Source organism: Microtetraspora sp. NBRC 16547 (genome assembly GCF_030268965.1).
In the GTDB taxonomy this organism is placed as follows: domain Bacteria; phylum Actinomycetota; class Actinomycetes; order Streptosporangiales; family Streptosporangiaceae; genus Microtetraspora.
Genome location: NZ_BSSE01000012.1, coordinates 156,978 through 177,335, shown reverse-complemented (window position 1 = coordinate 177,335; position 20,358 = coordinate 156,978). Strand labels below are relative to the sequence as shown.

The 20,358-nt window shown below is 69.9% G+C and carries 16 protein-coding genes; 7 read left to right on the top strand and 9 right to left on the bottom strand.

The window, feature by feature from the left end; all coding sequences use genetic code 11:
• Positions 1 to 12: 12 nt before the first annotated feature.
• The 3 genes from QSK17_RS18455 to QSK17_RS18445 all read right to left on the bottom strand — a co-directional run bounded on the left by QSK17_RS18455 (position 13) and on the right by QSK17_RS18445 (position 2,541).
• Positions 13 to 213 (bottom strand): hypothetical protein, encoded by a 201-nt coding sequence (locus QSK17_RS18455; protein WP_285706088.1) that lies wholly within the window; start codon positions 211 to 213, stop codon positions 13 to 15.
• A gap of 308 nt (positions 214 to 521) precedes the next feature.
• The gene (locus QSK17_RS18450) at positions 522 to 1,184 is read right to left on the bottom strand and encodes a potassium channel family protein (RefSeq protein WP_285706087.1); all 663 of its coding nucleotides are present in this window, start codon (positions 1,182 to 1,184) and stop codon (positions 522 to 524) included.
• Entirely contained in the window at positions 1,177 to 2,541 is a 1,365-nt protein-coding gene (locus QSK17_RS18445) for a TrkH family potassium uptake protein (protein WP_285706086.1), read from the bottom strand. Before QSK17_RS18445 ends, QSK17_RS18450 begins: the two co-directional genes overlap by 8 nt.
• Before the next feature lie 253 nt (positions 2,542 to 2,794).
• Here QSK17_RS18445 and gdhA point away from each other — a divergent pair, with 253 nt between their 5' ends.
• The 4 genes from gdhA (at position 2,795) to QSK17_RS18425 (ending at position 10,175) form a co-directional block, all read left to right on the top strand.
• Positions 2,795 to 4,141 carry an NADP-specific glutamate dehydrogenase gene (gdhA, locus tag QSK17_RS18440; RefSeq protein WP_285706085.1) on the top strand — a complete coding sequence of 449 codons (1,347 nt, stop codon included), beginning with the start codon at positions 2,795 to 2,797 and terminating at the stop codon, positions 4,139 to 4,141.
• 144 nt (positions 4,142 to 4,285) lie between these two features.
• A complete protein-coding gene (locus QSK17_RS18435; RefSeq protein ID WP_285706084.1) occupies positions 4,286 to 4,729 on the top strand; it encodes a DUF6220 domain-containing protein in 444 nt (147 codons plus the stop codon).
• Entirely contained in the window at positions 4,726 to 6,816 is a 2,091-nt protein-coding gene (locus QSK17_RS18430) for a multicopper oxidase family protein (RefSeq protein ID WP_285706083.1), read from the top strand. Before QSK17_RS18435 ends, QSK17_RS18430 begins: the two co-directional genes overlap by 4 nt.
• Positions 6,817 to 6,935: 119 nt before the next feature.
• Positions 6,936 to 10,175, top strand: coding sequence for an AfsR/SARP family transcriptional regulator (locus QSK17_RS18425; RefSeq protein ID WP_285706082.1), 3,240 nt, complete (start codon positions 6,936 to 6,938; stop codon positions 10,173 to 10,175).
• 44 nt (positions 10,176 to 10,219) lie between these two features.
• Here QSK17_RS18425 and lipB read toward each other — a convergent pair whose 3' ends face one another.
• Positions 10,220 to 10,864 (bottom strand): lipoyl(octanoyl) transferase LipB, encoded by a 645-nt coding sequence (gene lipB, locus QSK17_RS18420; RefSeq protein WP_285706081.1) that lies wholly within the window; start codon positions 10,862 to 10,864, stop codon positions 10,220 to 10,222.
• 132 nt (positions 10,865 to 10,996) lie between these two features.
• Positions 10,997 to 11,185 carry a PspC domain-containing protein gene (locus tag QSK17_RS18415; protein WP_285706080.1) on the bottom strand — a complete coding sequence of 63 codons (189 nt, stop codon included), beginning with the start codon at positions 11,183 to 11,185 and terminating at the stop codon, positions 10,997 to 10,999.
• A 161-nt stretch (positions 11,186 to 11,346) separates the two neighbouring features.
• Between QSK17_RS18415 and QSK17_RS18410 the strand changes: the two genes are divergently transcribed.
• Positions 11,347 to 11,520 (top strand): CsbD family protein, encoded by a 174-nt coding sequence (locus tag QSK17_RS18410; protein ID WP_285706079.1) that lies wholly within the window; start codon positions 11,347 to 11,349, stop codon positions 11,518 to 11,520.
• 199 nt (positions 11,521 to 11,719) lie between these two features.
• Here QSK17_RS18410 and QSK17_RS18405 read toward each other — a convergent pair whose 3' ends face one another.
• Positions 11,720 to 12,916 (bottom strand): FAD-dependent monooxygenase, encoded by a 1,197-nt coding sequence (locus tag QSK17_RS18405; protein ID WP_285706078.1) that lies wholly within the window; start codon positions 12,914 to 12,916, stop codon positions 11,720 to 11,722.
• A gap of 771 nt (positions 12,917 to 13,687) precedes the next feature.
• On the opposite strand from QSK17_RS18405, the gene QSK17_RS18400 reads away from it, so the two are divergent.
• Positions 13,688 to 15,532, top strand: a complete 1,845-nt coding sequence (locus QSK17_RS18400; protein ID WP_285706131.1) for a DUF222 domain-containing protein — start codon at positions 13,688 to 13,690, stop codon at positions 15,530 to 15,532.
• A 446-nt stretch (positions 15,533 to 15,978) separates the two neighbouring features.
• Positions 15,979 to 16,557, top strand: coding sequence for an LURP-one-related family protein (locus tag QSK17_RS18395; protein WP_285706077.1), 579 nt, complete (start codon positions 15,979 to 15,981; stop codon positions 16,555 to 16,557).
• A 205-nt stretch (positions 16,558 to 16,762) separates the two neighbouring features.
• Here QSK17_RS18395 and QSK17_RS18390 read toward each other — a convergent pair whose 3' ends face one another.
• The 3 genes from QSK17_RS18390 to deoC form a co-directional block, all read right to left on the bottom strand.
• The gene (locus tag QSK17_RS18390; protein WP_285706076.1) at positions 16,763 to 17,629 is read right to left on the bottom strand and encodes an aldehyde dehydrogenase family protein; all 867 of its coding nucleotides are present in this window, start codon (positions 17,627 to 17,629) and stop codon (positions 16,763 to 16,765) included.
• Positions 17,630 to 17,808: 179 nt separating this feature from the next.
• Positions 17,809 to 19,236: an aldehyde dehydrogenase family protein gene (locus QSK17_RS18385; protein WP_285706075.1), complete on the bottom strand. Its 1,428-nt coding sequence runs from the start codon at positions 19,234 to 19,236 to the stop codon at positions 17,809 to 17,811.
• 8 nt (positions 19,237 to 19,244) lie between these two features.
• Positions 19,245 to 20,192 (bottom strand): deoxyribose-phosphate aldolase, encoded by a 948-nt coding sequence (gene deoC / locus QSK17_RS18380; RefSeq protein WP_285706074.1) that lies wholly within the window; start codon positions 20,190 to 20,192, stop codon positions 19,245 to 19,247.
• Between the last annotated feature and the right edge of the window lie 166 nt (positions 20,193 to 20,358).

Here is a 20,358-nt window from a genome sequence, read left to right as displayed (position 1 = left end):
GCAACGTGGTGATCAGATGGGGCGGTCGTACAGCAAGGAGCAGAGGATGAGGATCATGACCCGGGTCCCGGAGCAGGTGGGCAGCGCCTGCCGCGTGGAGGCGGCGGACAGCGAGGCGGTCGAGGACACCGACGCCGACGCGGCGGTGGCGGTCGAGAGGGCGAGGGGGGCGATCAGGCCGGCGCCGAGGGCCGCGATGAGCAGTGCGCGCATGTCTCCTCCAAGGTTCACGAGGGGGTGATCCGGCACCCGGCCGAACGGTTCGAGGGCGCCTGAGATCAGGTTGACCGGCGCCCCGCGGCCGATGCCACAGACAGGAGGAGTGGGCACTTGCAGTGCAACTCGCGACCGTGTGACCTGCGTGTTCTCAGGGACGGCTGCAAGATTGCACCCCGGATCGCGCCGAGGGAAGGCCCGCACGGCAGCACGATTTCGCGCGGCGGACGCGGGCCCCGGCGCCGGCCCGGGGTACGCGCGCGCGTCGGGAAGGTCAGGGTGGGGTGCGAGGGCGCCAAGAACGGTCAGGGAAGTTCGGCGAAGCGCTCCACGTTGTCGCTCCTCCCCGAGACGAGCACGATGTCGCCGTAGGACAGCTCGGTGTCGGCGGTGGTGTAGGTGAACTCCTCGCCGGGGCTCTTGACCGCCACGATCGTCACGCCGTACTTGCGGCGCAGCTTGGACTGCCCCAGCGGGACGCCCACGAACTCCTTGGGCGGATGGGTCTTGACGAGGGCGAAGTTCTCGTCGACCTCGACATAGTCGAGCATCCGGCCGCTGACCAGGTGTGCGACCCGCTCCCCCATGTCGTGCTCGGGGAAGACGACGTGGTGGGCGCCGATCCGGTGCAGGATCTGGCCGTGCTGACGGCTGACCGCCTTGGCCCAGATGTCCTCCAGCTCCAGCTCCACCAGCAGCGAGGTGGCGAGGATGCTCGCCTCCAGGTCGCTGCCGATGGCGACCACGGCGCGGTAGAAGTCGGGCACGCCGAGCTGGCGCAGCGCCTCGATGTCGGTGGCGTCCGCGGTCGCGATGTTCGTGATCCGCCCGGCCAGGCTCTGCACCACTTTGGGCCGGCTGTCGATGGCCAGCACCTCTGAGCCCCTCGCCGCCAGTTCCAGCGCGATGGAGCTGCCGAACCGGCCGAGCCCGATGACCACGATGGGGTCGCTCTTCTTCTCAGCCAACGATGACTCGCTCCTCGGGTAGTTCGTAGCGGCGGGTGCGCTCCTTGAGGGCGAGCGCGGAGCCGAGCGTGAGTGGGCCGATCCGGCCGATGAACATGAGCGCCACCAGCATCAGGTGCGCGGCCGGGGGCACGTCGGCGGTGATGCCGGTGGTCAGGCCGGTCGTGCTGAACGCCGAGACCGCCTCGAACAGCACCTTGTCCAGGCTGTGCGGCGTCACCACGAGCAGCACGTAGGTGGCCACGGCCACGAGGACGACGCCGAGCGCGCTGATCACCACCGCCTGGCGCTGGGCGGACTCGGTGAGCCGGCGGTGCCCGATGTTGACCTGGGTCTCGCCGCGCATCTCGGCCCAGATGATGAACGCCAGCAGGCCGAGGGTGGTCACCTTGATGCCGCCGCCGGTGCCGGCGCTGCCCGCGCCGATGAACATCAGGATGTCGGTCGCCAGCCAGCTGGACGGCTCCATCTGGGAGAGATCGATGCTGTTGAAGCCCGAGGACCGGGGCATGACGGCGGTGAAGAAGCTGGCCAGCAGCTTGCCGGACTCGTCGAGTGGTCCCAGGGTGGCCGGGTTGCGCCATTCGGTCATGAGGAAGAGCAGCGTGCCGCCCGCGAGCAGGAGCACGGTGCCGACGACCGTGACGCGGGTCAGCACCGACCAGCGGCCGGGCCTCCGCCACGAGCGCAGCAGCTCGAAGACCACGGGGACGCCCAGGCCACCGAGGATCACCGCCCCCGCGATGGTCAGGCAGATCCACGGGTCGGTGACGAACCCCATGAGGCTGTCCGGCCACAGTGAGAACCCGGCGTTGTTGAAGGCCGAGATCGCGTGGAACACCCCGTGATAGAGCGCGTCGCCGAACGACTCGCCGTATCCGATCATCAGCCGGCCGGTGAGGATCGAGGCGATGACCGCCTCCGAGACGAGGCTGAAGACCACCACCTTGCGCAGCACCCGGCGGGCGTCGGCCACGCTGACCGTGCTGGTCTGGGCCTGGGCCATGAGCCGGACCCGGAGCCCCATCCGGCCGGAGACCAGCATGGTGAAGAGCGTGGCCATCATCATGATCCCGAACCCGCCGACCTGGACCAGCCCGGCGATCACTGCTTCACCGAAGGTCGACCAGTACGACCCGGTGTCGACGACCACCAGACCCGTCACGCACACCGCCGAGGTCGCGGTGAAGAGAGCGGACACCCAGCCCGCCGACTCCCCGGAGGTCGTCGCGATGGGGAGGGTCAGGAGCGCGGTGCCGATGAGCACCACGCTGCCGAAGAGGGTCGCCAGGACCTGCGTCGGATTCTGGAATCGATCGAGTACGGCCGAGCCCCACCCGGCTTGCCGCCACTTCACTTCGCCGGCCCTGCCAGAAAAGACCGCCGCACCACCGAACGCCTCCGTCAAGAGAGCATCAAGAGACCATGCTAAAAGGACAATGTAAGCGACCCACGGTAACAGGGTTCGCAGGTAAAAGCCGACGTCAGCCACCTTCGTCCGAAATATGGACTGAAAGCGGTGCTGACGTGCCGATCCGGCATAACAGGTGTCAACCCGGGACTCATAAGATTGGACATGGACTGCCAGATCCGAACGAACGGGGTACCCGGTGCTACACGAGAAGCTGTCGACGATCTACGACAACGTCCTGCGCCGCAATCCCGGGGAAATCGAGTTCCACCAGGCTGTCCGTGAGGTGTTGGAGAGCATCGGCCCGGTCCTCGGCAAGCACCCCGAGTACGCCGAATCCAAGATAATCGAGCGGATCTGCGAACCCGAGCGGCAGATCATCTTCCGCGTGCCCTGGGAGGACGACCAGGGCGAGGTGCAGATCAACCGGGGCTTCCGCGTCGAGTTCAACAGCGCGCTCGGGCCGTACAAGGGCGGGCTGCGCTTCCACCCCTCCGTCTATCTGGGAATCATCAAGTTCCTCGGGTTCGAGCAGATCTTCAAGAACGGCCTGACCGGCCTGCCCATCGGAGGCGGCAAGGGCGGCTCGGACTTCGACCCCAAGGGCAGGTCCCAGCGCGAGATCATGCGCTTCTGCCAGAGCTTCATGACCGAGCTGTACCGCCACGTCGGCGAGTACACCGACGTCCCCGCGGGTGACATCGGCGTCGGCGGCCGGGAGGTCGGCTACCTGTTCGGCCAGTACAAGCGCATCACGAACCGGTACGAGTCCGGCATGATCACCGGCAAGGGGCTGAGCTTCGGCGGCGCCCAGGTCCGCACCGAGGCCACCGGGTACGGCTGCGCCTTCTTCGTCGAGGAGATGCTCAAGGCGCGCGGCACGTCCTTCGACGGCAAGCGCGTCGTGGTGTCCGGCTCCGGCAACGTGGCGATCTACTCGATCGAGAAGGTAGAGCAGCTCGGCGGCGTCGTGGTCGCCTGCTCCGACTCCTCGGGGTACGTCGTCGACGAGAAGGGCATCGACCTCGCCCTGCTCAAGGAGGTCAAGGAGGTCGAGCGCCAGCGGCTGAGCGTCTACGCCGCCAGGCGCAGCGGCGAGGGCGCGGTGTTCGTGCCGGGCCGCAGCGTGTGGGATGTGGCCTGCGAGGTGGCGATGCCGTCCGCCACGCAGAACGAGATCACCGCCAAGGACGCCGAGCGGCTGGTCCGCGGCGGCTGCATCGCTGTGGGCGAGGGCGCCAACATGCCGACGATGCCCGAGGCCATCCGGGTGTTCCTCGACGCGGGCGTGGCCTTCGGGCCGGGCAAGGCCGCCAACGCGGGCGGCGTGGCCACCAGCGCGCTGGAGATGCAGCAGAACGCGAGCCGCGACTCGTGGACGTTCGAGTTCTCCGAGCGCCGGCTGCGCGAGATCATGACCGACATCCACGCCCGCTGCCTGCGCACGGCGGACGAGTACGGCATGGCCGGGAACTACGTGGCCGGTGCCAACATCGACGGCTTCAAGCGGGTCGCCGACGCGATGCTCGCGCTCGGCCTGATCTGATCCGGGCGTCTCCCGGGGAGGGTGCCGTGTCACCCCTCACGTACTCCCCTGGTCGTATTCGACGTGCCTCTGGCCGGACGACGACCCCATGGGCGTGATGGGACGAGGATCCTCCCTAATCCACGTATCCGAAGGGAGCGCACCGTGCGCAGGGTCTACGTCGTGCTGGCCGGCCTGCAACTGCTCGCCGTACTCGCGCAGTTCTACTTCGCGGGGGTCGGCGCCTTCGACAAGCCGCAGTCCGGCGACTCGTACGCGATGCACGGCACCATCGGGATGATGGCCATCCCCGTCCTGTCCCTGCTGGCCACGGTGGTGGCCACGCTCGCCAAGGCTCCGGGCAGGCTGATCGGCCTGAGCATCACGCCGCTCGGCCTGGTCGTCGTCCAGATGCTGATCATCATTCTCGGCCGGGCGCTGGACGACGCCACCGGCGACACCACGACGGCCTCGCTGGCGGTCCTCGGCCTGCACGCGGTCAATGGCCTGGGGGTCATGGCCGTCGCCGGACGCGTGCTCGCCGGAGCCCGCAGGCTCGCCTCGACGAGTGAGACGGCGCCGAAGAACGCGACGGCGCCGGTGTCATGACCACCCCGGGGCTACTCGCGCTCGACCTGCTCGCCTCGGCCCTGACCGCGCTCGCGTGGCTGGGGACCGGGGCGGCGGCCGCCGCCCGGCGTCCGAAAACGGCACTGGCCATGTTCCCCGTCGCCGTGCTGATCACGTTGGCCCGGGTCGCCTGCGTGATCGCGCTCGCCCGCGCGGGCTGGTGGTTCGTCCAGGAGAAGGTCATCATCGAGGTGCCCCTCCTCGGCATCGCCGCACTGGTCGCGGCCGTGCTCGCCGGGCCGCGCCTGGTCCACGCGGCCCGCGGCCGCGCGGCCGCGGCGGCCCGGCCCGTCGTCGTGGTTCCCCTGTTCGGCGTCGGCTTAGCCGCGGCGGCGGGGCTCGTGCACACGCTCCTCCTCGGCTACCCCGCGACCTGGAGCACCGGCCTGCTCACCGTGGCGTTCCTCGGGGTCGCCCTGCTGCTGAGCTGGCGGATCGCCTGCCCGCCGGTGCGCGGGCTCCGGCCCGGCCTCTCGGCGATCCTCGCGGTCGGCCTGCTCGGGACCGGGCTGGCGCTCGCGCCGGTCGAGAAGACCGATCGCGGCGGCGCCGCCTCCGGCGAGGGGCAGGCGCACCAGGGCCGCCCGGTGACCGAGCTGCGCGGACCCACCGCCCCGGCCGAGGGCGGCAGAGTGCGCAGGTTCATGCTGACCGCCCGCACCGCCACCATCGCGCTGTCCTCCGGGCAGCAGGTCTCCGCGTGGACCTTCAACGGCCAGGTGCCCGGCCCGCCGATCATCGCGACCGAGGGCGACCTGATCGAGGTACGGCTGCGCAACGCCGACATCGACTCGGGCGTGACGCTCCACTGGCACGGCTACAACGTCCCCTCGGGTGAGGACGGCGTCCCCGGCCTGACCCAGGAGGCGGTCCTGCCCGGCGAGGAGTTCGTGTACCGCTTCCTCGCGACCCAGGTGGGGACCTACTGGTACCACACGCACCAGGCGTCCGACCTCGGCGTTCGCATGGGGTTGTACGGCACCCTCGTGGTCAGGCCGCGTAGCGCTCCCAGATCCGAGGGGCTGGACTTCACGCTTCCCGTGCACACGTTCTCCGGCAGGACCGTGCTGGGCAACCACGACCAGCCCATCGAGCGGCGAGCCGCCCCGGGCATGCCGGTGCGCCTTCGCCTGGTCAACACCGACAACACCCCGCACCGGTTCACGCTGGTCGGCACGCCGTACCGGCTCGTGGCGATCGACGGCAGCGACCTCAACGAACCCGGCGAGGTGAGCAAGGTGGGGCTGCGCCTGCCCGCCGGCGGCCGGTACGACGTCGCGTTCACCATGCCGTTCCCCGAGACTTCGGATGTGCGGCTGCTCGTGGACGACCGTACGGAGGGCCTGCGGCTGGTTCCCACGGGGTCCGGCGCGTCCCCGGGCGGGAGGACCGCCGGAACGCTTGGGAGGACCGCCGGGACGCTTGGGAGGACCGCCGGGACGTTCGGGACCACAGCCGGGACCACAGCCGGGACCCCCGACACCACCACCGCCGCCACCGGCACCACCACCGACACCACCGCCGCCGCCCCGACCGACACCGCGAGCCCGGCCGCCGGGCCGGTCGAGAACACCGCGAGCTGGCCCGAGTTGGACCCGCTCGCGTACGGGAAGCCCACCGCGCCGCCGATCGACGTGAACGGGCCGGTCAACCGGAGGTTCACCCTCGTCCTCGACCGCGGCCTCGCCGTGGTCGGCGGCCGGCCGGCGTACGCGCACACGGTCAACGGGCGGGCGTACCCATCCATCCCCACGCAGATCGTGACGGAAGGCGACCTCGTCCGGATCACCGTCGTCAACCGGGGACGCGAGACGCACCCGTGGCACCTGCACGGGCACCGCGTGCTCGTGCTCAGCCGCGACGGCCGCGCGCCGACCGGCACTCCCCTGCTCGTCGACACCTTCGACGTACGCCCCGGTGAGGTGTGGGAGGTGGCCTTCCTCGCCACCAACCCGGGAATGTGGATGAACCACTGCCACAACCTCGGCCACACCGACATGGGCATGGCCCTGCACCTCGCCTACGAGGACGTCACCACCCCGTTCCACGGGGCGCACGGCGGCTGACGGGCCCCCGAGGGGACCGGTTCCCCCTCGGGGGTTCCGGCGGCTTCGTGCGCACAGGTCCGGATCACAGGTCCGGATCACAGGGCCGGATATGAGCGATGGACGACAGAATCGTCCGTATGAGATTCGGGATCCTCGGCGGCACGCGGGCCTGGCGCGGCGACGGCAGCGAGGTGCCCGTCGGCGGGCCGGCCCAGCGCGCACTCCTGGCCCTGCTGCTCGCCCACCCCGGCGACGTGGTGCCGGCGGACCGCCTGATCGACGACCTGTACGGATCCGAAGCCCCGGCAGGGGCCGCGCACGCCCTCCAGTCGCAGATGTCCCGGCTGCGCCGCGCCCTGCGGCCGGACTACGCCATCGAACGGACTCCGGCGGGCTACCGGCTCGACGTCGATCCCGGTGACGTCGACGCCCACCGCTTCGCGGAACTGTCCGCCGAGGGCCGGCAGGCGTTGCGGGACGGAGACCTCGCCCGCGCTTCGGCGCTCCTGAGTGAGTCCCTCACCCTCTGGCGCGGCCAGGCCCTCGCGGACGCCGCCGACGCGGGCTCCGCGCGGGCCCATGCCGTACGCCTGGAGGAGCTCCGGCTCGATGCCGTCGAGGTTCGGATCGAGGTGGACCTGCAGCAGGGCGCGCATCGAGCCGTCATCCCCGAGCTGCGCGAGCTGACCCGCCGCCACCCGCTCAGGGAACGGCTGCACGGCCTCCTCATCCGGGCCCTGCACGCGGAGGGCCGGCAGGCCGAGGCTCTCACCGCGTACGAGGAGGTCCGGCGGCTGCTGGCCGAGGAGCTGGGCGTCGATCCCTCGGCGGAGCTCGCCGCGACGCAGCTGGCCATCCTCCGGGGCGAGCGGCCGGCCGCCGCCGCCTCGCTTCCGGCGCAGCTCACGAGCTTCGTCGGCCGGTCGGAGGACGTGGAGGTCGTCACCCGGCTCCTCGGCACCGCACGTCTCGTGACGCTGCTGGGCCCCGGTGGCGTGGGCAAGACCCGGCTGTCGATCGAGGCCGCCGGCCGCCTTCCCGATCAACTCGACGTTCGCTTCGTCGAGCTGGCGCCCCTGCGCGACGGCGCGGCACTGCCCCACGCGGTGCTCCGCGCGCTCGGGCTGCGGGAGAGCGCGCTCCTCGCCCCGCCGTCCGGCACGGAGCCCCTCCCCCGGCTGGTGGCGGCCCTGGCCGATCGCCGGCTGCTGCTCGTCCTCGACAATTGCGAGCACATCGTCGAGGCGGCGGCCGCGCTGGCTGGTCACCTGCTCGCCGTGTACCCGGGCCTGCGCATCATGGCCACGAGCAGGGAACCGCTCGGCATCACGGGTGAGAACCTGTGGCCGGTCCGGTCGCTCGCGCCGTCCTCCGCCGCGCGGCTCTTCGCCGACCGGGCCGCCGCCGTACGGCCCGGGTTCGTCCCGGACGGCGCCGGCGGCGAGGCCGTACGGCGGATATGCGAAGCGCTGGACGGCCTGCCGCTGGCGATCGAACTGGCGGCGGCGCGGATGCGCACCCACGAGCTCGACGAGTTGCTCGACCGCCTGCACGACCGGTTCCGCCTGCTGTCGCGCGGCAGCCGTACGGCCGAGGCACGGCACCAGACGTTGCGCGCGGTGGTCGCCTGGAGCTGGGATCTGCTGTCTCCCGACGAACGGATGCTGGCCAGGCGCCTCACCGTCTTCTCGGGCGGCGCGACGCCCCGGGCGGCGGAACAGGTCTGCGACATCCCGGACGCCGAGGACGTGCTCGACTCGCTCGCCGACAAGTCCCTGCTCGACGTCGGGTACGTCACCGGGTTCGGCGCCGGATCGCACACAGGATCACGCACTGGGCCCGGAACCGGCACGCGGCGTTACCGCATGCTCGACATCATCCGCGCGTACTGCGCGGAGCAGCTCGACGCGGCGGGCGAGACGGACGCGCTGCGGCGGGCGCACGCCCACCATTTCCTCGCGCTGGCGCGGGAGGCTGATCCCCATCTGAGGCGGTCCGGCCAGCTCGAATGGCTGGACCGTCTCGCCGCCGAGCACGAGAACCTCAACGCCGCGCTGCACTGGGCCGTACAGGCCGGGGAGGTCGAGCTCGGGCTCGACCTGATCGCCTCCTTGTCGTCATATTTCTGGATTCGCGGGGTGCACGCGGTGGCGGCCGCGCCCGCCGCCGCGCTTCTCGACGCGATCGGCACCAGCCTGCCGCCGGGGCGGGAAGGCGCGTACGTGCTGTGCGTCCTGACCGCGATCGGACGGCTGGACAGGGAGACGTGGCTCCTGCACAGGCAGGCGGCGGAGTCACTCCTCGCCGCCGGCAGGGGCCGCCATCCGGCCGTCACCCTGCTCTGGCCCCTGGTCAACGCGCTCGAGGGGGATCCAGCGGTGACCTTCTCTCTGCTCACCGCGGCGGGATCCGGGTCCGATCCGTGGGAGAGGGCGATCACCGACCTGATCCTGGGGTATCCCCAACTCGCCTCCGGAGACCTCGCGGCCGCCGAGCGGACCTTCACCGCGACCGTCGACGCCTTCCGCGTGGTGGGCGACCGGTGGGGTACGGCACTGGCCCTGGACGCGCTGGCCGGGATCGCGAGCATGCGGGGAGACCCGTCGCGGGCGCTCGCCCTGACCGACGAGGCGCTGCGCCTGACCCGGCGGATCGGCGCGCTGGAGGACATCGCCGACCTGTTGTGCAACCGCGGCGACTACCGCCTTGGGAGCGCCGACCCGTCCGCCGCCCGGGCCGACTTCGAGGAGGCCGCGGACGCGGCACGCCAGGCGGGCAGCCCGGCCGGCCTCGCGGCGGCGCTGCGCGGTCTCGGCGACGTCGCACGCCTGGAGGGCGACCTGCCCCGAGCGCGTGATCTGTACGAACGGGCTCTGGAGCGGTTCGACACGCACTGGGTGCGCAGCCTGGGCCACCGGACCCGCGCGCTCGTCGGCCTGGGAAGGATCGCCGAAGCGTCCGGCGACCTCGCGGATGCGCGGGCACATTACCTGGACGCGGTCGCGATGGCGGCGAGCATGGGGGCGCCCTCCGAGTGCACCTGGGGGGTCGAGGCCCTGGCCGGCGTCGCGCTGGTCGAAGGCGACGCCGCCACGGCGACCCTGCTGCTCGGCGCGGCGGCGAGCCTGCACGGCGTCACCCTCCAAGGCGACCCCGAGCTGACCGTCCAGGGTGGCCCCGAGGTGATGCGGGTGATCGACGCCGCTCGGGAGGCCCTCGGCCGGTCTCCGTACGAGGAGTTCCACGCGCGGGGCAGGGGCCTGCGTCGCGACGAGGTGCTGCGACTGATCGGGATGCCGGAAGCCGTGGTCCAGGCATCGACCGTACGTTGGTCACTCGTGCCACCCGGCGAGCACCCCGCCGCCGGGGCGCACTGAGCCGGCCCGGCCGAAGCCCTCCCAGTCGGGCCGGGTCGTGTTCCCTAAGCCGCGGGCGTGGCGTCGAAGGCCGCCGCGACCGTCTTCCGGGTCTCGTCCATCGCTGCCTGCCCCCGCTCGCGAGCCACGGATGTCATGTCGACATCGGGCATGCCGCAGGGGATCGCGAGATTCCACGGGCTGAGGTCGCCGTCGACGTTGAGCGCGAAGCCGTGGCTGGTCACGGCCCGGCTGGCCCGCATGCCGATGGATACGATCTTGCGCCCGGTGTCCTTGGTCCAGACTCCGGTGAGCAGTTCCGACCCGGGCGGGGTGTCGCGGCGCTCGGCCGAGATCCCGAGCGTGCCGAGCGCCTCGACCAGCCGCAGCTCAACCTCGCGGATGTAGTCGACGACGCCCTCGTCCGCCCGCAGCTTCACGATCAGATATCCGACCAGCTGCCCCGGCCCGTGGTAGGTGAGCTGCCCACCCCGGCCGGTCTGCATGACGGGAATACCGTACGAGGGATCGGGCAGGTGCTCCTGCGGCGTCCGCTTGCCGATCGTGAACACGGCGGGGTGGCTGAGCAGCCAGAGGGTGTCCGGCCGGCGATCCTCCTGCCGCTCGTCGACCAGAGCGGCCATTCGCTCCATGGCCTTGTCATAGTCGACCAGATCATCCTGAATCAACGTCAACGGTCGTTCACGCATCGGGCACCTCCATTCGCGAGCATAGAACGGGCGCCCAAACCGAATGCACGCAGCCCGGACCGGAATCCCGACCCGGGCAGCCCACCACCCCCGGTCACGGCTCCTTCCCGCGTGAACCTGCCGGTCAGGGCATCAGTAATGCATGCGCGCGGGCGCCTTGGGGACGAAGACCCACATGATCAAGTAGATGACGAACTGCGGGCCGGGGAGCAGGCAGGACAGCAGGAAGAGCAGCCGGACGACGTTGGGCGGCATGTTGTAGCGCTCCGCGATACCTCCGCAGACGCCGGCGATCATCTTGTGCTCTCTGGATCGGTACATGTGTGAACCCCCTTTTCGTCTGGTTCAACGAACCCTCTTCAAGATCCGGTTCCGCTGCGAACCCTGACAAAACCCTGAGATGACGAGGGGGTTCACTTGCCTCCATATCGGACAATCTTCACGGTGGCGGACAATCACCGTATAACGGAAGGACGTCTGACATGGGTATGGATGACAAGCTTTCCAACAAGGCTCGGGAGCTCAAGGACAAGGCCAAGGAGCGCGTCGACGAAATGACCGACGAAGAGCGCAAAAAGGCCAAAGCCAAGGCCGAAAAGGCCAAGGGCAATATCAAGCAGGCCGGCGAGAAGGTGAAGGACGCCTTCAAGGAGTGACCCGAGAACCGGCGGGTGGCGGGGGTTCGCAACAGCCTTCGCCACCCGCCCGGTGTCATCCCGGGCGAGCCCGTCCCAGACCCCCCACGTCTCATCGCCTCGAAGCCCCGTGCCCTCCGTGTGGAAGACCCGGTGCGTGATCCCGTGATGCTGTATGGACTCATGTCGTCGCATGGGGCTGTGTGCGCCCATGTGCCCGTCACACCGGCAAGCCGAATGAGGCGTAGCTCTTCAGCGTGATCGCGCTCGCGGTCTTCCGAACGCTCCTGGCCATCAGCCCTTTCCACGGCAGGTACGGAATGAGCTTGTAGTTCTGGTTGAGGAACCAGGCCATGAACCGGTTCTCGGGGACCATCCACTTACCGACGCCCTCGCCTTGCTTCTGGCATCCCGCGACGTAGTCCCGCATCGCGTCCTCGTACCGGGCGAAGGCAATGCGGTGATCGCCCCGGGCGGCCGCCAGCTCACCCGCGAGAACGTACGCTCCGATCACGGCCAGGCCGCTGCCCATGCCGGACAGAGGAGAGGGAGAGTACGCGGCGTCCCCGATCAGGGCGACCCGGCCGTGCGACCAGCGATCCATGCGAACCTGGCTGATCGAGTCGAAGTAGAAGTCCGGCGCGTCCCCCATGGCGCGAAGGAGCCGGGGAGCCTCCCAGCCGGCCTCGCCGAACGTCTCGGCCACGATCTTCTTCTGCTGCTCGGTGTCGTGGCGGTCATACGGAGCCGACGGTGAGCCGAAGTAGAACACGGCCTTGGCCTCGGCGTTCCCCCGAGCGCTGTACAGACCGACCAGCTTTCCCGGGGTGCTGTACGCGAGTCCCGTGTGATCAAGCCCGAGATAGTTGTCCGTCGTGAAGATCGCGAAATGCAGGCCGAGGTCCTTCACATACGACGACTCGGGACCGAAGGCGAGCGAGCGCACGTTGGAGTGCAGCCCGTCGGCCCCGATCACCAGGTCGAACATGCGCGGCGCGCCCCGCTCGAACGTGACCTGGACGCCGTCCGCGCGTTCCGAGATGGAAGTGATGGAGTCGCCGAAGACGTATTCGGTGTGTTCCTTCGTCGCCTCGTACAGGATGCGGGCGAGATCGCCGCGAAGGATCTCGACATCGCCGCTGAACAGGTCCGCGGGCATGCTCGCGAGCTTCTTGCCCGCACTGTTGACGTACGACAGGGCGCCCATGTGGGTCTGCGCGCGCTGGACGTCGGCCAGGATCCCCATCCGTTCCAGGACGGTGAAATGCGCGTCGCCGCGGAAGTCGACGGCGTATCCGCCGTCACGGAGGGCCGGTGCCCGTTCCACCACTGTGGGGGTGAAGCCATAGTGCCGGAGCCAGTACGCCAGTGCCGGGCCGGCGACGCTCGCCCCGGAGATCAGGATGTTCGCGTTCATGGCACAGAGCCTGCGTGAGCGCGCTCACCATGCCCTCATCATCCGCTCACCGGCACTCACCATCCGCTCACCGGCACTCGCCGCCGCTCGCCGCGCTCTCATCGTGCTCGCACCACGCCTTATGCCCGCCGACCGCGCCCACATCGCCGTTCAACGCGCCCTCGTCGTCCATTTACACGGTCAGCATTTAGGCCCATCCGCAGAACCGGCGTCTCTTCTTCGTCGGTTCGAACCGCTCTGCGGTCGAACTCGAGGCGGTTGCCGACGAGCGTGAGGGAGATACGCGTCCAGTCGCGCTGTTCATCGGCTCCAGCACCAGGCCGCGTCTCCGGAGCGTTCGCCATTCCCATTCCCCCGCGAGGACCGCAATCGCGAATAGGACATTTGCTCCCATCGATCGGACTGGGTGTCTTATGTCCGGAAATATCATGCCGATAATATGAGCGAATTCTTTTGGAATTTGAGTGGCATTCGGCCGCAATCTTGTGGCACTATTCATACAGGCATTCGAATCCAGCGAGAGGGGTGGGCGTGGCCGAGTCCTTCGGATCGTTGAAGTACTCCGGAAAGCGGCCACCCCGCTCCGATTCCGGACCCTGCGATGCGGAGTGGTGGGCTCGAGTAGCAGCACTCGGGGACGGCGGCACTGCTTCCAGTCGCGCCGCCTCCGGTGGTGCCGCCTCCGGTGGTACTGGATCGAGTGACGCGGGTCCGAGCGGCCCCACTCCAGATGGCGCTTCTGGCGCCGCGGGTCGGGTGTCGTGGCCGTTGGTGGCCTCGGTCCGGGAGACGGCCTCCGCGCTGGCGCTCGCGCTGGTGCCGGACTCGCCGGGGGTGTGCCTGGCCGAGGCGGAAGACCTGCTGTTCGCGCGGGATCGGCTCATCTCCGCGATCGCGGCGCGGGTGGAGCGGGTGCATGCCGCCGGTGAGGCCAAGGCGTACGGGCATGCCTCCACCAAATCGTGGCTGCGTACGGCCGCCGGGATGAGTGTCGCGGGCGCGGGCCGGATGCTGGCGCTCGCGGTGGAGCTGGCCCGCCTACCTGAGGTGCGGGCCCGGTTCGCCAACGGCAGCCTGGCGGAGGGGTATGTGACGGCGATCTGCGCGGCGACCGGCCGGTTGACCGATAAGCAGGCCGCGCTGGCCGAGCCGATCCTCATCACGCTCGCCGAGCAGGCGACTCCGGCGGAGATCGCCCGGGCCGGCCGCTACCTGCACGCGGTGCTGAACCCTGATGGGGAGGCCGATGACGCCGAGGCCGACTACCGGCAGCGTTTCCTGCTTGTGCGGGAAAGCTCCACCGGCGGCCTGGAGGGGGAGTTCCGGCTGCCCCGGGAGGCGGGCGCGCGGCTTCGGGCGTTGCTGGATGCGTACGCCAAGCCCAAGGCCGAGGGTGATGACCGGCCGCTGCGGGTGCGGAACGCCGACACGCTGATCGCGCTGCTGGAACACCAGATCGGCACCGAGCTGCTGGTTCTGATCAACGCCGAGTCCCTCCCCGACGACCCACCGGCAGCTCCCAGCCACGACACCCCGGCCCAGCGCACCCCGGCCCAGCGCACCGACACGCAAGCTGCGGCGACACAGGACATGGCAGCCTCCGACCACGGCGTCTCCGGCCATGGCGCCGACACGCAAGAGGCGGCCACGCACGACGTGGCGGCCCCGGACAGTGCCGACCACGACAGCACCGGTTCCGAAGAGGCTGCCCGCGACACAGCCGCCCAGGACAGCGGCGCGACCACCGCGGCCGCGAGTGCGGCTGGCGCCAGGACCGAGAGCGGACCTCCCGCTACAGCCTCGGCATCAGACACAGATGAGCCGCCCACAACACGACAAGAGCCGGTCAAAGCACGGCGCGCGCGGGAGCCGTCCGCAAGCGGGCGGAACACGCCCGGGCAGGAACGCGGGCCGTCCGGCCAGGGTCGTGGCACGACCCGGGATGAAGCGTGCGCGACAGCGGGTGGACGAGGCTCATCGCAACCCACGGGCGGCGCATCGCGGGATACAGCGAGTGCGTCGCGGGATAGGCGAAGCACGTCACAAGACGCAGGCGGTGCGTCGCGGGATGGGCGAAGCTCGTCACGGGATAGGCGAAGCACGTCACGGGATACGGCGAGTGGGCCGCACAGTAGGCGAAGCTCGACGCGGAGCAGGCGGGTGTCTGACTGGGTGACCCCTGGTGGACTGATCTCGGGCCGGACGCTACCCGGACTACTGCTGGCCACCGGACAGTTCCTCCCCATCACCGACATCCACCGCCTGGCATCCACCTCCAGCCTCACCCGCCTGGTCATGAACGCCGAAGGACAGGTCCTGGACGTCGGACGCACCGTCCGCCGCGCCACCAGAACACAGCGGCGGGCCATCCTCGCCCGCTACGCCACCTGCATGGTCGACGACTGCCACCTACCCGCCCACCTCTGCCAGATCGACCACGTCCAAAACTGGAGCGACGCAGGCGCCACCGACCTCGACAACCTCGGACCCACCTGCCAATTCCACAACCGCGACCGCTACCAACACCCCGACCGCTACCAACTCCACCGCGTCGGCGAGAACCGATGGGCATTCACCTACATCGGCCCCCGCCCCGGCCGCACAACAGCTCGTTGAAACCCAAGGCACGACGAACTCGCAGAAACGTTCCGGGACCGCCGCCTCGTCATCGATGAGAACTTCCGGCTTCTTCATCGAGGCCGGCTTCGGCTACCCGGGGAATTCGACGCAGTCATGGGTTTCCCTTCGCCCCAGTCCTCATGTCGCGGCCAAGGTTTCCGCAGAGCGTGCCACCCGATTCCGGCGGGGGACGGCTAGGAGCACCGCGCCGAGGAGCGCCCAGCCGCCGAGCGCCACGTCCGCCAGCCAGGCGTCCGGCAAACGGCTCGACGCGGGATCACCGGAGACGCGCGCCATCCTCGCCGGATCCCACCTGATGGGCGTCGCCTTCGGGCCTCGTTGTCCTCGGAGGAACTGATCTCCTGCGTGACACCTCTGTCCAGCGCTACCTGACCGGTGATCTCCCAATATAGGCTGATTAACCGGAACCCATGGAGCGTGACATGGACATTTCGGGCCTCCAGCAGCAGACACGGCTGATCGTGCACCAGAAGATCACCATGATGGTGAACCGGTATGTCGTCCACGTGGTCCAGCCCGATGGGTCGCCCGGCGAGGTGGTGGCCTTCGCCGAGCAGAAACGGTTGGCCTTCAAGGAACAGGTCACGCTGTACACCGACGAGTCCCGGCAACGGGTCCTCGGCGGGTTCAAGGCACGCAACGTGCTCGACGTCACCGGCGAGTACGACGTGACCGATCACGACGGCGCGCCGATCGGCGTGTTCCGCAAGGACTTCAGCCGGTCGCTGCTGCGCTCGACGTGGCACCTCAGGCAACCGGGTCTGCCCACCTACACCGGCAGCGAGCGCAATCCGGCCGTCGCGATCCTGCGCCGTTTCAGCGACTCGCTGTCGTGGCTGCCCTACCACTTCGACTTCAGCGTGGGAGCGTCGATCGCGTTCTCCGTCGAGCGCATGTGGGGCCTGCGGGACCGCTACGCGGTGACCATCCGCGACCCCCGCCTGGACCGGCGCCTGATCATCGCCATGGCCGTCGCGCTCGACGCGCTCCAGGCCCGCTGACCCAGGCCGCCGCGCACACGAACACCGCCCGCGAACCGCGGAACCCGCGGCGCCCCCCACAAGACAGAGACGGCCGCCCGGAGGCGGCCGTCTCCACGATGCGCTCAAACACCACGCTCAAACACCGCGCTCAAACACCGCGCTCAAACACCGCGCTCAAGCACCACGTTCGAGCGACGCGTTCGAGCGACGCGTTCCGGCGAGGTCAGACCCCGATCGGATGCCAGACGGTCTTCGTTTCGAGGAAGGCCGTCATGCGGTCCATACCCGGGTCGGCCAGCCAGTCGACCGTTTCCTGCGCCGGCCGGAGGACCCGTTTGAGGTTCTCCGCGGCCAGCTCCTCGCAGCGCACCGCGAGATCGGCGTCCGCGCCGGTGAGGTCGATGCCGTTGACGTCCATGTGACCGGCCAGCCAGGGGGCGATCTCCCCGGCCGAACCCGTCAGGATGTTCACCACGCCGCCGGGAAGGTCCGACGTGGCCAGCACCTCGGCAAGCGTGATCGACGGCAGCGGGGCTCGCTCCGAGGCGACCACGACACAGGTGTTCCCTGTGACGATCAGCGGCGCGATCACGCTGACCAGGCCGAGAAGCGGCCCCGCCGGCGGCGCGACCACCGCGACGACACCCATCGGCTCGACCGTGGACAGGTTGAAGTACGGCCCGGCGACCGGGTTGGCGCCGCCCCGGATCGCGCCGATCTTGTCCGACCAGCCCGCGTACCAGACGAGCCGGTCGACGGCCGCGTCCACCAGCTCGCCCGCCTTCTTGGCGGTGACGCCGTCGGCGTCGACCACCTCGGCGACGAACTGCGCCCGGCGCCCCTCCAGCATCTCGGCGACGCGGTAGAGGATCTGCCCCCGGTTGTACGGCGTGGCCGACGACCAGCCGGGGAACGCCTTGCGGGCGGCGGCGACGGCGTCCCTGGCGTCCTTGCGGGATCCCTTGGCCGCGTTCGCCAGGAAATCACCCTTGGAGGAGGTCACGGCGTAGGACCTTCCGCTCTCCGAGCGCGGGAACGCCCCGCCGATGAACAGCTTGTACGTCTTGCGCACGGCCAGGCGCTCACTCATCGAAGGTTCCAATCTCGAGTGGACGGGCCGGCTGGTACACCAGGCCGCACCGGCAGACCCCGCCGCGGTGCGCGAACCAGCCATGCCGTACGGCGAAGCGGCGTGAGCGGCGGCCGCGGGCGTAGCCGACGCCCGCTCCGGCCGCGGCGCGCCGGACGAGGCGGCGGCGCCGGCGATGTTCACACTGCAAGGTACGCCTCCAGACCGTGTCGTCCGCCCTCCCGGCCGTAGCCGGACTCCTTGAACCCGCCGAACGGCGAGGTGGGGTCGAACCGGTTGAAGGTGTTGGCCCACACGACCCCGGCGCGCAGCCGGTCCGCCATCCACAGGATGCGGGAGCCCTTCTCCGTCCAGACCCCGGCCGACAGGCCGTACGGCGTGTTGTTGGCCTTCTCCACGGCCTCCGCCGGCGTACGGAACGTCAGCACGGACAGCACCGGCCCGAAGATCTCCTCACGGGCGATCCGGTGCGACTGCGCCACACCGGTGAAGACGGTCGGCGGGAACCAGAACCCCCGGTCGGGGATCGGGCAGGCGGGCGACCACCGCTCGGCGCCTTCGCTGACCCCGGCCTCCGACAGCTCGCGGATCTTGGCGAGCTGGGCGGCGGAGTTGATCGCGCCGATGTCGGTGTTCTTGTCCATCGGGTCGCCGAGCCGCAGCGTGGACAGCCGCCGCTTGAGAGCGTCCAGCACCTCGTCGGCGACGGACTCCTGCACCAGCAGCCGCGAGCCCGCGCAGCACACGTGGCCCTGGTTGAAGAAGATGCCGTTGACGATGCCCTCGACGGCCTGGTCCAGCGCGGCGTCCTCGAACACGATGTTCGCGGCCTTGCCGCCCAGCTCCAGCGTGAGCTTCTTGCGGGTGCCGGCGACCGACCTGGCGATCATGCGGCCGACCTCGGTGGAGCCGGTGAAGGCGACCTTGTCGACTCCGGGGTGGTTCACCAGGGCGGCCCCGGTCTCGCCCGCGCCGGTCACGATGTTCACCACGCCGGGCGGCAGGTCGGCCTGGCGGCAGATCTCGGCGAACGCCAGCGCGGTCAGCGGGGTCGTCTCGGCGGGCTTGAGCACCACCGTGTTACCGCACGCCAGGGCGGGGGCGATCTTCCAGGCCAGCATCAGCAGGGGGAAGTTCCACGGGATGACCTGCCCGGCCACGCCCAACGGCCGGGGGTCGGCCCCGAACCCGGCATATCCCAGCTTGTCCGCCCAGCCCGCGTAGTAGAAGAAGTGCGCGGCCACCAGCGGCAGGTCCACGTCCCTCGACTCGCGGATCGGCTTGCCGTTGTCCAGGGTCTCCAGGACGGCCAGTTCACGCGAGCGTTCCTGGATGATCCGGGCGATCCGGAAGATGTACTTGGCCCGCTCGGAGCCGGGCAGCGCGGACCACGTGGCGAACGCCTTGCGCGCCGCCTGGACCGCACGGTCGACGTCCGCCTCGGTCGCCCAGGCGACTTCCGCCAGGACCTCCTCGGACGCCGGGTTGATGGTCTTGTGGTGATCCTCGCCCAGGGAGTCGACCCATTCGCCGCCGATGAACAGCCCGTACGACGGCTTGATGTCGACGATCTCCCGCGATTCGGGCGCAGGTGCGTACTCGAACATGGGCCGCCTCAGTCCAGGGTGAAGTAGTCGGGGCCGGCGTACCGGCCGGTGGCCATCTTCTGCCGTTGCATCAGCAGGTCGTTCAGCAGCGTCGAGGCGCCCAGCCGGAACAGGTCCGGGTTCAGCCAGTCGGCGCCCGCGGTCTCGTTGACGAGCACGAGGTACTTGATCGCGTCCTTGGTCGTACGGATGCCGCCCGCGGGCTTGACCCCGATCACGCGGCCGGTGCGCAGCCGGAAGTCCCTGACCGCCTCCAGCATGATCAGCGTCACCGGCAGCGTGGCCGCGGGCTGCACCTTGCCGGTGGAGGTCTTGATGAAGTCGGCCCCGGCCAGCATCGCCAGCCACGAGGCACGCCGCACGTTGTCGTACGTGGCCAGCTCGCCGGTCTCCAGGATCACCTTGAGGTGCGCGTCACCACAGGCGGCCTTGATCGCGGTGATCTCCTCGAACACCTTCAGGTAGTCACCGGACAGGAACGCGCCCCGGTCGATCACCATGTCGATCTCGGCGGCTCCGGCGGCCACCGCGAGCGCGGTGTCGGCGACCTTCACCTCCAGGGACGACCGGCCGCTCGGGAACGCCGTCGCCACGGAGGCGACCTTCACCCCCGAACCGTCCAGCGCGCGTACGGCGGTCGCCACGAGGTCGGGGTAGACGCACACGGCGGCGACACGGGGAACGGAGGGGTCGGTGGGGTCGGGGTGGGCCGCCTTGGCGCACATCGCCCGGACCTTGCCCGGGGTGTCGGCGCCCTCCAGCGTGGTCAGGTCCACCATCGAGATGGCCAGGTCGATCGCCTGGGCCTTGGCCGTCGTTTTGATCGAACGCGTCCCCAGCATCGCGGCCCGCGCGTCCGCACCGACCCGGTCGACACCGGGGAGCCCGTGCAGGAACGCGCGCAGCGTCGCGTTGGAAGAGGCGACCTCCGCGAACGGAGCAGTCGTAGTTGACACCACCCCAGCATCGCCGACCTGTCTCACGGTTTCCAAACCGACCGGAGCCGAGCCCCTTCCAGGTTTTTTGTCACATGTCGCCGGTCCCGCCCCGGGCGGTGCGTAGTGGATCTCCGCAGGAAGATCCGAAGAGAGATCCAAAAAAAGATCCACAGCGGATCCAGAG